This window comes from Aeromonas sp. ASNIH8, from assembly GCF_002919855.1.
Lineage (GTDB): Bacteria > Pseudomonadota > Gammaproteobacteria > Enterobacterales > Aeromonadaceae > Aeromonas > Aeromonas caviae.
The window spans coordinates 1-15547 of the sequence record NZ_PQLN01000061.1 but is presented as its reverse complement, the minus strand read 5'-3'; the positions used below and the strand labels follow the sequence as shown (position 1 = coordinate 15547).

Here is a 15547-nt window from a genome sequence, read left to right as displayed (position 1 = left end):
TTCATCGGGAAATCCCCGGATTTCTTGATACAACGCGCCCTTAGCTCAGTCGGATAGAGCAACGGCCTTCTAAGCCGTGGGTCGCAGGTTCGAATCCTGCAGGGCGCGCCATTTAAAATGTGTTTTAAATCATTGAGTTATTGATGAAGAGTGTGACTTATCGTCCATTCGGCAGATTATCTCAGGATGACCTTGGCCAGGCCTTGGCAGACACAAAATGGCGATGATTTCAGTGGTGGTTGTAGCTCAGTTGGTAGAGTCCCGGATTGTGATTCCGGTTGTCGTGGGTTCGAGCCCCATCAGCCACCCCATTATTTCTCTGTTGTTGCTATCTGTTGCGTAAGAAAGGCTTTAATATGGCCAGCAACTCATCTGCAAGGCAGACTTCGCGCTATTTATGCGCGGCGATAAACCGGCCCCGCGCCGGTTTTTTTGTTTTAGCGAACAAAATAACGCCTATGGAGGCGGCCTATGTCTCTTCGTAATCCAGCTCGCAAGCAGCCCGCTCGCCAGCCCTCCCCCACGACGGGTAACCCCGCCCTCGATCTCTTCCACCGCAACTGGCAAGCGCTCGAAAAGCTACAGGCAAAAATCGACAAGCAAACCCTCAACGGCCGCGATATCTATCAGCGCTTCACCAGCGACATCGAACCCCTTGAGCGTCAACAATGCGAGCTCATCTTTGCCCTCACCAAGCGACTGACCGACTTTACGGCTCGCAAGAGCTTTACCCAGTGGCAACGGGAGACCTTGCACCACTGGATCCACGATCTCATCAACTATCTCGAGTCCAATCCGTTTCGTGGCGAGATGGATTTGGCCCCCCTCTATCACCAAATCCAAACCAATACCGCCCTGCACATGGATGACGAACAGCTCGACTATCAGTGTGATGAACTTACCCATATGCTGATGGAAACTTGTGGTCACTGCCCCGAAGACATCGACACCTTGCGCGATATGGTCAAAAACCCCGCTCTGTTGCACGAGTACCTGATAAACGCGGCGAAGCAGAAAATGGCCAACGGGAGTGACACCGCTGGTGAGGAAGAGGATGCCCTCTTCGACGATGATGAGTTGTTTGCCGATGAGTCCCCCTTCGGCGCTGAGCAGCAAGATGCTTTTGCCCACACGCGCACCCGTCGTGAGCAAGAGGAAGAGATGCGCATCGAACAGCTGTTCAGCAAATCCAGCCTCAAGCAGCTCTATCGCAAGCTCGCCCTGGCGCTGCACCCGGATCGGGAACCCGACCCCGCCATGCAGGCGGAAAAGACCCGCATCATGGGCCAACTCAGTCAGGCTTGGGAAAACAAAGAGATGTTCACCCTGTTGCAGCTGGCCCACACCCACCTGCCCGAGTTCGATAACCTGCTCAGTGACGAGAACCTCGCTTACCTCAACCCGATGCTGAAACGCCAGCTACGCGAGCTCGAAGTCAGCTACTACGGCGGGCAAGACGGGCTAATGGGCGCGGTGCTGCACAAATTCAAGCAATCATCTAAGAAAAAGACCGAGCAGGCCTTTGCCGAACATCGGGACTATTTGCTGCGTGATATCGACCACCTGACTGCCCAGCTGGCCGAGATCACCACCCTGCAGACCCTCAAACCCTATCTGACGGCCCGCTGGGATCAGCAGCAAATGAGGTGGGATGAGGAAGAGGACGATATGGAATGGCTGTTTAGGTAACGGCCAGCGGTGACCGACCATCTCATCAATCAATCAAGGCGCCACTGGCGCCTTGATTGTTTTCACACTGCTGGTTTTTACACTGATCGTGCTATCGGATAGCCAGCCTTAAATCAGGGTCACCTGACGCGCTTTGGCATCAGGCGCCAGCGCCTGTTCCTCATCGTGGATAGTTGTGAAGGGCTCAGGGGAAATGGCGGCTGCCGATGCGATTTTGCGCTGCTGATATTGGGCCAGACGCAAGTCCAGCAGCTCTTGCACCATGCGATGCAGAGGATCGATATCCTCCTCACTCACCGCGAAGCGTGGGCAGAAGCGTTCCTCCCTTACCTCGAACCAGTACTCCCCCTTGGCGCCTGGATTGCCGCCACTGCTGAACTTGATCGGATTGCTCTTCCAGTAACTGAGCCAAGCCGGGCTGTCGGCGCTCAGGGTTTGCTGCTTGGCCGGCAGATCGAGACGGGCCAGCTCGGGATGCCGCTCGAACAGGTAACGGGAGTGGCTGGCCAGCGCTGCCAAGGTGGGTGGCTCACGCAGACCGTCGAGTTCGAGCAAGGCCAATAGCAGGATCAACTTGAAGCTCTTGTTGAGCGCGGTGTTCTCCACCCCCGCACGCAGAAAGTCGCCGTGCCGGTTCAGCACGCGCAGCTCCTCCTCCCCCAGATCGCCCGCTTGGGCGAGCAGCTCAAACCAGCCCCCCTGTTTTTGGGTATCGAAACGCAGTTGCTCACCCAGCCGGGCAACCCAGGTTTGCCGCGCTGTGGGACGATAACCGAGGTACTCCTTGAGGATCTGATAGGTCTCAAGCAGAGTCGGTTGCTGCTGCCTTTTTAACAGCGCTAGCAACGGAAGCAGCTTGGGATCCAGATTGATAAAACAACCTGCCGCCAGCGTCATCGCCCTGTTTGCGTGCGTTGGCGAGTAGGTCAATTGCGTTTGCAGCAGCTGAGGCTTGTAGAGACACGCCTTGTGATTGCCCACCAGATCGATCACCACCAAGCGTTCTTTGCCTTGATAGAGGCGCAAGCCCCGCCCCAACTGTTGCAGGAACACGATGCGCGACTCGGTGGGACGCAGCATCAGCACGGTATCGATGGCGGGCAAGTCGGTGCCTTCGTTGAACAAATCTACCGAGAAGATGATATCGAGCTCGGCGGCGGCCAATTGCTCCTGGGCGGCTTGTCGCCCCTGACGGGAGCCCGCATAGACGGCTACCGCCCGCACTCCGGCTTGCTGGAAGACGCTGGCCATAAAATCGGCATGACGGGTCGAGATGCAGAAGGCCAGCGTGCGCTGCTGGCGTAAACGTCGCCACTGGCTAAGGGCGTGCTGAGCCCGCTTCTGACTGGCGAAGGCACTCTCCAGCGCATGGGGGTCAAACTGACCGTTGCGCCAAGGCAGCGCGGCATAGTCGATAGTGTCATCCAAAATGCCGTGATAGGTGAGCGGCACCAGCATCTTTTGCTCAATGGCGAGCGCCAGCCCCCGTTCAAAGACGAGATTGTTGTCGCACAGCGCCAGAATATCGGCCTGATCGGTGCGGTCAGGGGTCGCGGTCAGCCCGAGCAGGAAGCGGGGCTTGAAGTGGTTTAGCAAGCGCCGGTAGGAGGGTGAGGCGGCATGATGAAACTCATCGACCACCACGTAATCGAAGTGATCCGGTGCAAAGCGCAGCAGATGCCGACTCTTGCCCAGCGTCTGGATGGAGGCAAACAACCAGTCGGCCTCATCCTGCTGCTGACCGTGATAGAGGCCAGAATTTGCCTGCGGCGCCATGTGCAAGAAGGTCTGGCGCGCTTGGGTCAGGATCTCCTCCCGATGGGCAACAAACAGCAGGCGGGCCGCCTGCATCTGGCGCACATCAAAAGCCGCGAGCCAAGTCTTACCAAGGCCGGTCGCCATGACCACCACGCCCCGTTTATGCCCCTGTGCCCGCGCGGCTTGCAGCGCCATCAGCGCCTCTTGCTGCACGCTGTTGGGGATGGGGGCTTCACGCAGCTGCTCGGCGCTGCTGCGATGATCCCCGGTGAGCACCCGCAACTCCCGCAGCGCGCTCTGCCGATAGCGAGCGAGGTAGCCATCTATCCAGTCGTGGGTAAGGAGCACGACCCGCGCGTCTTGCGCCAGCCGCTCGATTTGAGCCGCGAGCTGACGCAGGCTGTGATGCGGCTCGCTGGGTCCGCTCGGCTCAGCCCTGAGCGACCAGTTCCACTCCAGCGACTCGGTAAGGGCGGCGGCAGAGATATTGCTGGAGCCGAGAAACGCCTGACCACCGAGCACCGCTGGCGACCCTTCCTGGCCAACTTGCTGGCCTAGGTACTGGGCTGCGTGCTGGACAAACAGATAGGACTTGAGGTGAAAACCGCGATTGCCCTGACTCTGGTAGATCAGCGCGCAAGAGCGAGCGGGATCAAATTTGAGCAACTCGCGCAGCGCCACCGGCTGGGTCACCTCCAGATAGTCCGAGGTGATCACCCGAAGCCGTGCTCCTCGCGCCAGCGCCTCGTGCAGGGCACCGCGCAACAACACCAGCCCGCTTTGGCGAATAAAGGAGACACACAACTCAATGCGGCTACCCTCGCCACAACGGGCGATGGCGTCCAGCAGATGTGGCAACAGGGGATCGTTGAACTCCGGATCCCCCGCCTCTCCCCCGCTGATGAGCACGGGTGCACTCATGACCCGACCTTGCGCACGATGGCGTTAAGCCAACACTCCTGCTCGCGGCCGGGGCGTCGATCCGCAGTCTGCCAGATCTCGACCTCGCTCAGCGGCAACGGCGTTATCAGGGCTTGCAGCCCCGCCTCATCCAACTGGGTGAAGACTCGGCCATCGCGCTCGGTCTCGTCTACCCCATATTTGAACGAGCAATAGAGCAGACCACCGTCGGCGAGTTGCTGGCACAGATGGACCATTACGGCATCCAATTCGGCACGGGGAACATGCAGCAGACTGGCACAGGCCCAGATGGCATCGACCGGCGCGGGAGCCACGAACTGATCGAAACGGCACAGTTGCACCGGCTGACCAAGCAGGCGCTCGGCGCGCAGGGCCAGCTCCGCGCTGGCATCGAACGCAGTGACCTGAAAGCCCTGCTCTCGGAAGTAGAGACTGTCCCGACCAGAGCCGCAGCCCGCATCGACGATATGAGCGCCGGGAGCGAGCAGAGGCAGGAAGCGCTGGTAAAGCGGCTGCATATCGACCGACAGCGTGCCTTCGACGAAGCTATCGGCGTGTTGGTTGTAGTAATCGATAGACATAGTAAGCAGGCACCTAGCAGAAAACGCTCAGATTAACAGAGAGTTAGGGGTAAAAAAATCGAGTCAGTGCCATTTCAGACAATCCGCAGTACGGGAAGGCCAACTGGCACCTTCTTCGCTATTCATAAATGCTCTATTGACCCTAACGGCGCTCAGTTCATGCTATCAAAAAGAGTGTTATTCTAAGCCTGAGAGCACGGTAGCTCTATGAAGCCAGATCACCAAATCGATCATTTCTACTATTTGGCCAAGATGTACGCTGCGTCAGCGATTCATCATGGCGGTCTAATAGATCAGAACCACAGTCTGGGTTCACTTTGCGCCCAACACTGCTGGCGGTGTGCTCTGCCCATCACATCTAACTTGCCCCAAGGAGTTGGTGCGACAAGTTGTGCCATTGGAGGACCGCAGGTTGCCGAGGCTATCTTTACGCCAGGTGACGGTCTCGCCGGTGCTGGGATTGCTGACCCGTACATTGCCTAGACTATCTTTGCGGTAAGTGGTGCCTTCGCTGCTGCGCACATTGCCGAGAGAGTCTTTGCGCCAGGTGGTGCCGCTTTGCGAATCCCTGACGTTGCCGAGACTGTCCTTGCGCAGGGTGCCGCTATTGCCATCATCACACTGGTAGCGGGTATTACCGAGGCTGTCTTTCCGATAGGTACAGTCGGCGGCCCCGGCACTCTGGACCACCAGCAGTAACAGGGCACCAGCTAATACGCCGAGCGGGGGTAACGAAGGTGACATAAACATGCTCCTTGGTTGGGGCTGACTGGGACTCTCTTCAAGCGGGTCCAGTATATGCCGCCTCAATACCCATGCCGATACTGGTTACATACACATGTCGCATTTTGGAGCAGATGCGGGGTGTCTGATCACCGAGCCGGCGTTTATCGGCGGGGTCTGCTGGACGACGATGGCAATGGGTTGCAACCCAGACAATCAAGGCGCCTGTGTAGCGCCTTGATTGTTTTACGCGATCTGCATCGTTAAACGACTATGCCGTCGGCGCCGTTTCCTCTATGGCAATCGTGCCGGGCTCTTCCAGAGCCTCGACGATCAATGACAACCGATCCTGTTCGAAGTCCATATGCATGGCGTCCAGTTGCGGCAGTGTCTTGCTGGCCTTCGCCGAGAGTTTGTTGAATCTCTCCACTTTGCCATACAGCCCTTGCTTGCCCACCAGCGCCTTGACCGTGTTGTTGTAGTGATTGCTGGCGGTGTTGAGCGTGCCGCCCAAGCTGCTCAGACGTTCGGCAACAAGGCAGACCTGGTTGTAGATGTCGCCGGCTTTTTCACTGATCTCGCGGGCCTCCGTATTGCTGCGTTCGATCATCCACAGATTTGATACCGTGCGCAGGATGGGGATCAGGGTCGTATGTGAGACCAGTACGATGCCCTTGTTGTATCCATACTCGAACAAATCCTTGTTGTGCTTCAACGCTTCGATATAGGCGGGTTCAATCGGCATGAACATCAGCACAAAGCTGGGGCTGTGCATGCCAATCAAGTTGATGTAATCCTTCGATGCCAGATCGTCGATATGCTTGCGCACCGCTTTGAGATGCTCTGCCATCGCCAGCTGATACGCCTCTGGGCTCTCGGCCGCTACCGCCCGATCATAAGCCACCAAAGAAACCTTGCTGTCGATGATGATGTGTTTGCCATCCGGCAGTTTGATCAGATAGTCGGTCTGCTTGTGCTTGCCTTCCGCATCCTTGAAGCTGCTCTGCACTTCGTAGTGGGCCGCTTCAATCAGGCCACTCATCTCCAGTGTGCGGCGCAGTTGCGCTTCCCCCCAGGCTCCGCGCTGCTGGGAATCGCCCTTGAGGGCCGACGTGAGGTTGTTGGCCTCCTTGCTCATATTCAGACCAATTTCCAGCACCTTCCGGATCTCGGCATTGAGCTGAGCGCTGCCTTGCACCGAGACATCGTGCACCTCGTTGATCCGTTTCTGGAATCCTTCGATCTGCTCGCGAAATGGCTTGAGCAGGCTATCGATCCCGATCTGGCTGCTCTGAGTGAACGCCTTGCCCTTCTCGTCGAAAATCTTGTTGGCGAGGTTTTCAAACTCCTGTGCCAGTGTCTTCTTGGCATCGGCAAGTTGACCCAGCTGCTCCTGGAAGTGCTCTTCCCGCTTTTGCAGCGTGGTCTTGAGCTCGGTGTGTTCGTTATCAACCTGATGCAACCGCTCCTGCAGGCCGAGAATGGCGTTCTCACGCTCTTTCAGGGTCTGTTTGACATCCACCAGTTGTTCACGGACTTCGCGCTCCGCGCTCTGCAGGGATTGCGCATGTTTGCCTTCATTGGCCAACTTATCCTTGAGCTGGCTGATCTCATCATGGGCTGCTCGGTTTTGCCCATCAGCCAGATTCAAGCGTTCACGCAAGTCAGCGATCTGCTCTTTCTGACCACGGTTTTCGGCCTGTGCCGTCTCCAGACGCTTCTCCGCGTCATGTTGCTGCTCCTTGGCCGCGCTCAACTGCTGCTGCAAGGCCTCGCTGGCAGCCTTACGTTCGCTCAATTGCGTCGCCAACTCTTGCAGCTGCTCTTTGGCACCCTCTAGCTGGGTCTGCACCTTGCCGGCCTCCACCTGCTGCCCATAACATTGTTGTTCCGCCGCCTTGAGCTGCTCCTGAGCCTGTGCCAATTGCTGTGTCAGCAAGCCCTGTGCCTGCTGTGCCTGCCCCAGTTGGCTAGTGAGCTGACCGAGCCGGTTGCCGTGGCGCAGCGCCGCCACAAAGTAGCCAATCACGCAGCAAGCGACTGCAATGATGACGCTGATGACAATGATCTCCGTAGTCCACTGGCTGATTTGCATGAATACTCCTTAAGCGTGCTTGAAAGGCAGATGTAAGTGGTGCGAATAGTGCTTTTGCCCGGCGATAACCACGATAATCGCGTCAATGCCTATGCTGGCCACTACTGTGCAACAGGCTAACACGCCCGATTTCATGGAAACCGATGGTGACTCACACTCCCGCCTGCTGATGCTCAACTGAGCAGAATGTTTATTAAAAATCCCGTTGGATGGCGACGTTCACAGGCTTGTCGGCCGCACCTTTGAGCATGGCGTCGAGCTTGTCGACGGGCTGGGATGGTATGCGGTCCCCGGGGTTGGCTCATCTTCCTATTCGACGTCTTCTTCGCCCGCTCGCGCGTGGCTCATGGCGCGGCCTTGGGCCGCAAACTCATTGCGACGCGCCCAGCTGAAATCCGCCAACACCAGATCCGGGTAATAGGCGCTGTTAGTGCCCATCATGACGCTGACCACAAAGTCCTGTATCACCTTCAAATACTGAATGAGGCCGTCCAGCGTGGGAGATGGCGCATGGATAAAGGCCAGGATCACCTCGGATACCTGAATGCCGACGGCAGCCAGCCCCTCACTGAGCGTGAAGGCGAGATCTTCCCCTGCGTGCCACCCCTCATCCAACTCGAAGTAATGGATGAGGGCCTTGCCAAGTTGCTCCGCCGTGCGCCACGCCTCCAGGCCGTGCACCTCCCCGGTCTGCCTGCTGATCGCACGCGTTACCCGTTTATTTTCCTCCACAACATCGGCAACGCTTCGCGCTGGGATGCCCTCGATATGCGGCGCCACCCCCTTGCAGAGCAGACAATGGAAGAAGGGAAACAGCAATTCATGCACGACGCTGGGCGAGCCGAAATAACCCGCTTGGGACGCCGTTTGCAGCATCTGCGCAAAGCCATCGGCGGGGACTTGCCCGGCGGCATAAAAGGCAATTTCGCTTTCGATGATCGATTTGGCCTCCTCCAAAGACCAGCCGAAATGATCAGGATCCAGCGACAACCGCATTCTCGATGCCAGCCACCAACCTTCACTGTCACGAACAAAGAGCACTTCCGCCGCCTTGCTCCCCGTCCAGCTCCGGTATAGGTGGAGAGTTTCTCCTTCGAAATAGCAGAACCATTTGTACTCCATCGCCGGAGGGATAAATCCCTGTCGGATGTTGGCCATCTGCTCATCGCGAAAGCGCAGGCTCAGCGGAAGGGTGAGCGCATCTCGATGCAATGGTTGTAACCCTTGCCAATCATGCGTGTCGCCGCCTTCATCCTTTATCTCCCAAGTCATCAGTTAAAACCCAGATGACTATATCGTTCGAGCAAAGCCGCTTCGATACTGGGGTTTTGCACATGTCGTATTTTCAAGCAGATATTTTCAAACTAATAGACAGATAAGAGGCAGGCGAGACGGACGGGGCAGTTCCTCACAACCACACGGCTTCCTGCTCCAGCGCCATCCCGCTGGCTTGCATTGACCGGATCAATTGCTTCACTTCCACGTCGAAATCGGCTGTCGCAGGGTGTGCCAGCATGGCGTTGAATTCGCGCTGGGTATCCTGCCAAAGCGTGGTACAACCGAAACGCTCGAGACGAGATGGCCACTCGGGCATCAACCACAGGGCCACGCTGTGGCCAAGACGGCTGCGAAGCCGGGCAAAGTTGAGCAGACCCACTCCGTCGTAGTCGGGAAAGAAGTGGATCGCAGGCGCCCGCTGGCGCAAGGCGAGCCAATCCAACAATGTGTTGGGCAATTGGCCACTGTAATAAGCAACACTGGCGGGCTGGGCGCAGGGTAGCCAGTCCAGCTGGTCAAACAGCGCCTGATTTTCCACAAGCCATAGCGGATGTTCGGTATACCAGGTGCTGTCGGCGTGCACAGTCAGAGCGGCGACGCCCAGTTGATCGGTGCTCAGTCGCAAGTCCAGCCGGTTGTCTTTATCGTCTCGCCACGCCACCTGACCGGGACCGGCCTTTAACAGCAGATAGCTGAACTCATGCCCATGATCTGCCCCCTTGCTACGGCGAGTGGCGGCGATGTTACGCGCTCGGCGTGGCAGACCATCGACCAATTCGGCTTGCTCTATCGGCACCAGTTGTCGCCACTGGTGTTCCACCACGGCGGGCAGCCTTATCTCAAATACGACTCCCCTGCCCTCGGGCCGCATCTGTATGCTGCCGGTAGCGCGGGCAAAGCTGCTCAGCTCACGTCGTTGCCCCTCGCTCAATTGAGAGCTGGCAAGCCCTCCTCCAGGGGCTTGGCGCAATTTGCGCAAGGCGGCGATCAAACTACGGCTCATGGTCGCTCCTTGGGAGCAAGCACCAGCCAGCTCTGCCGATTGATATGGTTCTTGCCGGCATGGTGATGGATAGGTACGCAATAGCGTGCCGTGGTCAACGGAGCTGGCGAGGCGCAGATCAGGGCAAAACCGAATTCTGCCGCCACATCGATCAGATTTTTCTGGTTGCGGGTATCCAGCGCCAGCGCCTCATCCAGATAACAGATGGTGCGGATGCGCTTGTTCTTGTGATGCATCAGGTGGAGCATGGCCAGCCCGGTCACCAGCTTGGCCATCAATACGGTGCCGTTGGAGGCCGCACTGTCTATCTCGGTGAAGGACTCCTCCTGCTGATCCTGCTTACCTATCACAAACTCCAGGCGAAACAGATCGGCGACACGGAGCCCTTGCCGGGCATTGCCCTCATCAAACAAGGTCTGTTTGGCGCGATCCAATCGCACATCATCCAGCACGCTTTGCTGATTAAACAGATCGAAGCTCTCCCCCGTCTCCACCTGAGCGGACTTATCGAGCAGAGTTTCGATGGCTTCCACCAAGTGTGCTTCATCCCTGGGCTCGATTTTGAAAACCCTGAGGTCGGACAGTTGGCGCTGACTCACCAGCCGGTTGAAGCCTCGCATCTGCGCCTTGAAAGCATTCAGCCCCTGTCTGAGCTGTTTAAGGCTGGCGGTGACATTGATCACGGCACTGCGGGCCTTCTTCTCCAATGCCTCGGCTTCTTTTGGCAACATCTGATGGAAATCGAGGATCCGGCTCCACTCCTCGTCCTGATTCGGACAGTGTTCATACTTGGTGAGTCCGCCAGCGTGCAAATCCTGCAAACCGCGCTGCAACGCGCTGTTCAACGCCGACAATTGACGACTATCAGCCTGGAATTCCTGCAAACGGGTATATAGGGTATCCAGCGTGCTGGTGGCGCCCCCGAGCCAGGGATGGTAGGAAAGAGATTCCAGATAACCGAATTCTGGCCCCTGATCCTCGCGCTGGTTACGCATGGTGACGATACCGTTATGCTCATCATTCAGTCGCATCTGCGCTTGTCGCAAAGCATTGAGTTGATCAACCAAGCTCAATTGCTGCTGGTTAATCGCTGCCAGCTCGGCCTGTAGCCTATCCAGCTCTTGTTTATGGGCTATCAATTGCTCTGCTCGCTGGTCACTCTGGGCCAATAAATGCTGCCAGGTGTCGAAGTCGGCCAGCTCCTGCCGCAGTTGTTGCTGCTCCTGCTCTAATCGTTGCTTGTGTGCCTCGGCCTGATGGCGCTGCTCGGCTGTTTGCCGCTGCTCCTCCAAACTGGCGATATGCCTGTCGGTATCCCTGATCTGCTCCTCCAGCTCGGCTTCACTGAGTTGCTGAAACTGGGGATGCAACCGATGAAGGTTAATGCGCAGGCCAGCCAGCATCAGCGTCTCGCTCGGCGCCTGTGACAACTGTTGTTTCAACCGGGGCATATCAAGTTCGAAATCTGCCGGTCCCAACTGCATCACTCCGGCCTGGAGCACCCGGTTTAGTCGCAGTAACTCCTCTTCACTCAGATGCTCAGCCATGTGTCGATAGAGATTGTCGGCCAAAGTCTCCTGCTGCCGATGCAGGCTCATCGACAACTGCTGTTGCCGACGTAAATCTCGCCTTATGTCCTCTACGCTGCGGCTCTTGACCTGCCCCAGCAGGGTGATCTGAGCCTCCAAATTCTCCTTGACCGCCGCCAGCTGTGTTTCAAGTTGCTCACGTCCCGAAAGCAGGGTAAACCGACGCTCCAGCTCCGCTTGCTGCTGATTGAGCGCCAGCAGCTGAGTATGGGACTGCTGTTTTACGAGCCGTTCGACACTCAGCTCCTGAATACGGCTCCCCGATTGCTTTTGTGCCGTCTCGCATTGCAACACCTTGGCTGCCAATTCCTCTGCTGTGGACTCATAGTAGGAGTGCCACTGCTTGAGGTCTTCTTCTATCTGTGGGCACCAGACGATGAGCTTGCCTCTGAGCGTCAAACGCTCTTGCACTTGTTTGGCCAAGCTCAGGATCCGTGCAGACTGATTGACCGCCGCCTGATACTGAGCCCGTTCACTATTGACCTCGCTAAATGCCTTTTCCCACTCTTGCCGAAAGTCGATGGCCGCATCCGACAAGTCCCGTTTGAAGATTTCCAACAGATAATTTTTGACATCGGCCGAGGTGAGCCTATCCAGCCGTAAGGTACGAGTGAGGACCTGTCGATAGGCAGCAGCATCCGATTGATGCTCCAGATGAAAGAGGGTGAAATCGGGCTCGCTGGCGGCCCGCTTGCGACGACCACCATACAGGGCATCGCGAAAATCATTGGGACTCTTGTAGACAAACACCAGCCGCTGGCGCGTGGCCAGGTGGTTTACCAGTTGGGGCTCCGCCACCAGAGCGCCGCCGTCCAACCGATAGTCATCCAGATCCAACGCTCCCTTGTAGGCAAAGTACTGATAGTCATGGCTAACCCCCTTGCCGACACATCCCAGCACCACGGTCCCCGTTTCTGGCAGACAGGCTTCCAGCAGTATGTAGGCGCTGTTGTTGGGGAAGTAGAATCGTTTGGACTTCTCCAGATCGTGGGCGCCAAAGTCCATGCGTCGCTGGTCGATGATCAATAAAAACTGCAGCGCGTTGATGAGGCTGGTTTTACCTGTGTTATTGGGGGCGATGAGTGAGACGGCAGCATCCAGCGGCAACTCGGCTCTCTGATACCCGGCACTGCCCAACAATACCAGACGCTCAAACCCGTACTGGATCATGCTTCCTCCTCCTCATCCAAACCCACCTCTGCCGATTCATCTTCCTCGCCACCCTGCGGCTCATCGAATGAATCGTCTTGGCCAGATGCGCTCAACGATTCGAAGTGTTCCAGATAGCGATAGACCGCCGGCAATAACTGCCAATAACCGTTAAGTGACAACGCAAATCCGAGCTTGACCGCGCTGTCCAGCAACGCGATGAAGCCATCCAGCTCCAACCCCTCGGCCTCCAGGATCTCCTGATGATGCTCGTGAGCCTTGGCCAGCAAGGCCTTGTCTACCCGCCACTCCGTAAAGCGGGACAAGGGTCTGCCCTCATCAGCCTGGGTATCAAACAAGCACATCCATAACAACGCCAGGCGCTTGCTAGTCTTGCTGGCTTGGCTGCCGGACTCCTCGATATGAAACCAGGCATAGCCACGTGGCTCGACTTTAAGCTCAAACCCCAGGGCGGCAAAAATAGCCTGATAGCTTTCCTGACACCGCTCCAGCTCGGCCCACAGGGCAGGCTCCGCCACCCGGTTGAGGTGCTTGCCGCTGTTGAACAGGCGAAACAGCTCACTCAGGGCACCGAGCGACTCCAGATGCGAAATAGAGGTAATCATGATCTCTGGATCCTGTTGGGGTGATAACTGACCAGCACCTCTTGCAAATCCGTTGTGGTGCTATCTGGGTGAAGGCTCGCCAGCCAAAGAGGCTCACGCACCAGTTCGTGGTAGAGTCGCAACAAGGTGGCATCCGGCTGCTCGCCATAATGCTGTAGCAACCAGAGCATCAGGTTCTCCACTGGCAGGCTCTCTTGCAGGTGTTGTTTGAGGGTCTCGTCATCAATGGGCTCTACCAGTGAGGCGTCGAAGGGGACCTCCGTCGGGAAACGGATGAGTTCCGGTATGTACGCCAGGGCGCTGGCCATAAAATCCTTGACCTCGAAGCCTACACTAACGCGTCGCGGTCGCTCCTGCCGCCAGACAGGCAAGGCCCCCTTCGTATTGCGCAACGGCAGAGCTCGCGTGAGGCCACGTTTGCGCACACGCCCCAACAACTGGCTGATGGCGGCAGACAGGCCATTATGCTCGCGCAGCTCTTCACGCAGCGGCAGCAAGGTGGCGGCACATTGCTGGGCTACCAATCTTCCCAACCGCTGCAACTCCTTGGCTTGATAAGAAACCTGACGCAACTGTAACTGGTGGGTATAAAGCCCACCTTGTATGGTGATGGCCTCTACAGCCCGATCCAGAGCCCTCTCCGCCTGCTCCAGAAAGGGATAGAAGTTGCCCGCAAGCCCGGAGTCCATCATCTCGTTCATGGGCTCCACATACTGGTCATAGGCTTCAAGCACTGAGCGATAACGTTGCGCTATTGGCATGGCTGCATCCGCGGATTTAGCCTGTTCGGCCAGCTCCAATATGGCATGGCGATCCTGATCCAATTGCAAACTGATCTGCCGCAACAGGTCTGACATCTTGGCTGAGCCCTGACGCAAATAATCGGGATTGAGTGGTTCAGAACCTTCCAGTATTTGTGCTGTCGCTTGTTTGATGGCCTCGATACGCGCCTTGAGCACGGCAGAAAGCCCTAACTCATGCTCACGTAACAGCCCCCGCGCAAACTCTTGCACCAAGGGGTTGACCTGCAGGGTATCGGTTCGCTCAAGCCACTGCAGGACATCGCTGCTACATAGGCTGCGCAAGATTTCTCCACACTCAGGCTCGCTGTCACTGCCCCGGCTGGACTTGCCAATTAGCCTCAGCACCATCGCCTCATCGAAAGCAGGCCATTCCCGCGAAGCCCGAACCAATGCTTCGATGACGTCCCAATGTTTATGCAGTTGGAATATCAGACTTTTGGGATTTGCCATTCGGTATCCTTGTTCGCTCCCTTGGCCCCAGTCCAAAGAATCATACGATGGACGGCTGGCGTCATTTGACCACAAGAGCATAGAAAGCAACCCAGCTGGCAACAATACTGGATACTTCTACATGTCGTTTTTTCAAGCAGATATCTGACGACTCCGGTCTCCCTTACCGCCATTGCTGCAAATGCTCAAACGCTAAGTGTGGGCCGGACTACCGCCAGGATGTTGGCTTGGATCACGCCTCCAGCAGGCAGATCATGGATGATCGGTATGGAAAATTCTCGACGGTAGTGGTCAGTCAACTACCAACGGAAGAGTGGTACGCGAGCTTGGGGGACAACACCCTGGCAGATGCGATCCTGGACCGGCTGATGCACAACGCTCACCGGCTGTCACTGAAGGGAGAATCGATGAGAAAGAGGAGAAGTGAGTTGACCCAATCTGAACAGTCGAGTTAGAAACGAGATGACATGAGCGCGTTAAGGATCAGGGTGTTCACGTTGGCCGGAATCACTGTTCAACTTCACCGGAATACGCAGGGCCAACACTCTGATTTCCACTGATAACTCCTGGGTCAACATGGGCGTGGCTCAAAAGCCACGATCTTGGCCCAGGTGGGTCATCTTTACTCCGGCGTTAGTGGGTCATTTTTACATCGGCGGTGACATCAATGCGTTAAGGATGATTCCGGTGAGTGTGAACAGTGATTCCGGGATGTTGAACACTGTTTCCGGAAAGGAGGGGCAAAGTGTTCAGGTTGAGGTGTCCTGACAAGATCGGACAGTCCCGGATCAAGCAGCCTGAGCAGTTCTCCAATACCTCTTGTTAAACTCCGCCGGGCTGACATTGCCAAGTCGTGAATGCCGACGCTGGCGGTTGTAAAAA

10 protein-coding genes, 2 tRNA genes and 1 pseudogene are annotated in these 15547 nt (G+C 56.9%); 4 read left to right on the top strand and 9 right to left on the bottom strand.

Annotated features, from left to right (window positions below; translation table 11 throughout):
• The first annotated feature begins 34 nt into the window (after positions 1 to 34).
• From C3418_RS15615 to C3418_RS15605, 3 genes are all read left to right on the top strand, one after another.
• Positions 35 to 111 (top strand) — tRNA-Arg (locus tag C3418_RS15615).
• 124 nt (positions 112 to 235) lie between these two features.
• Positions 236 to 311 (top strand) — tRNA-His (locus tag C3418_RS15610).
• A gap of 160 nt (positions 312 to 471) precedes the next feature.
• The gene (locus C3418_RS15605; RefSeq protein WP_103858840.1) at positions 472 to 1689 is read left to right on the top strand and encodes a J domain-containing protein; all 1218 of its coding nucleotides are present in this window, start codon (positions 472 to 474) and stop codon (positions 1687 to 1689) included.
• 108 nt (positions 1690 to 1797) lie between these two features.
• On the opposite strand, the gene C3418_RS15600 is transcribed toward C3418_RS15605, so the two are convergent.
• The 9 genes from C3418_RS15600 to C3418_RS15560 form a co-directional block, all read right to left on the bottom strand.
• Positions 1798 to 4368, bottom strand: a complete 2571-nt coding sequence (locus tag C3418_RS15600; RefSeq protein WP_258040072.1) for a DEAD/DEAH box helicase family protein — start codon at positions 4366 to 4368, stop codon at positions 1798 to 1800.
• Complete coding sequence (locus C3418_RS15595) at positions 4365 to 4949, bottom strand: bifunctional 2-polyprenyl-6-hydroxyphenol methylase/3-demethylubiquinol 3-O-methyltransferase UbiG (RefSeq protein WP_103858838.1); 585 nt, start codon at positions 4947 to 4949, stop codon at positions 4365 to 4367. Before C3418_RS15595 ends, C3418_RS15600 begins: the two co-directional genes overlap by 4 nt.
• A gap of 312 nt (positions 4950 to 5261) precedes the next feature.
• The gene (locus C3418_RS15590; protein ID WP_021140579.1) at positions 5262 to 5693 is read right to left on the bottom strand and encodes a hypothetical protein; all 432 of its coding nucleotides are present in this window, start codon (positions 5691 to 5693) and stop codon (positions 5262 to 5264) included.
• 250 nt (positions 5694 to 5943) lie between these two features.
• Entirely contained in the window at positions 5944 to 7767 is a 1824-nt protein-coding gene (gene rmuC, locus C3418_RS15585) for a DNA recombination protein RmuC (RefSeq protein WP_053288404.1), read from the bottom strand.
• A 309-nt stretch (positions 7768 to 8076) separates the two neighbouring features.
• Positions 8077 to 9039 (bottom strand): hypothetical protein, encoded by a 963-nt coding sequence (locus C3418_RS15580; RefSeq protein ID WP_103858837.1) that lies wholly within the window; start codon positions 9037 to 9039, stop codon positions 8077 to 8079.
• A gap of 136 nt (positions 9040 to 9175) precedes the next feature.
• Positions 9176 to 10048 carry a hypothetical protein gene (locus tag C3418_RS15575; protein ID WP_021140990.1) on the bottom strand — a complete coding sequence of 291 codons (873 nt, stop codon included), beginning with the start codon at positions 10046 to 10048 and terminating at the stop codon, positions 9176 to 9178.
• Positions 10045 to 12807, bottom strand: coding sequence for a hypothetical protein (locus C3418_RS15570; protein WP_197971467.1), 2763 nt, complete (start codon positions 12805 to 12807; stop codon positions 10045 to 10047). The genes C3418_RS15575 and C3418_RS15570 overlap by 4 nt, the downstream gene beginning before the upstream one ends.
• A complete protein-coding gene (locus C3418_RS15565) occupies positions 12804 to 13412 on the bottom strand; it encodes a hypothetical protein (protein WP_005330555.1) in 609 nt (202 codons plus the stop codon). The genes C3418_RS15570 and C3418_RS15565 overlap by 4 nt, the downstream gene beginning before the upstream one ends.
• Complete coding sequence (locus tag C3418_RS15560; RefSeq protein ID WP_103858836.1) at positions 13409 to 14665, bottom strand: hypothetical protein; 1257 nt, start codon at positions 14663 to 14665, stop codon at positions 13409 to 13411. Before C3418_RS15560 ends, C3418_RS15565 begins: the two co-directional genes overlap by 4 nt.
• Positions 14666 to 14916: 251 nt before the next feature.
• Between C3418_RS15560 and istB the strand changes: the two are divergent.
• Positions 14917 to 15120 (top strand): annotated as a pseudogene (gene istB, locus C3418_RS15555) (IS21-like element ISAs29 family helper ATPase IstB); the annotation flags it as partial.
• Between the last annotated feature and the right edge of the window lie 427 nt (positions 15121 to 15547).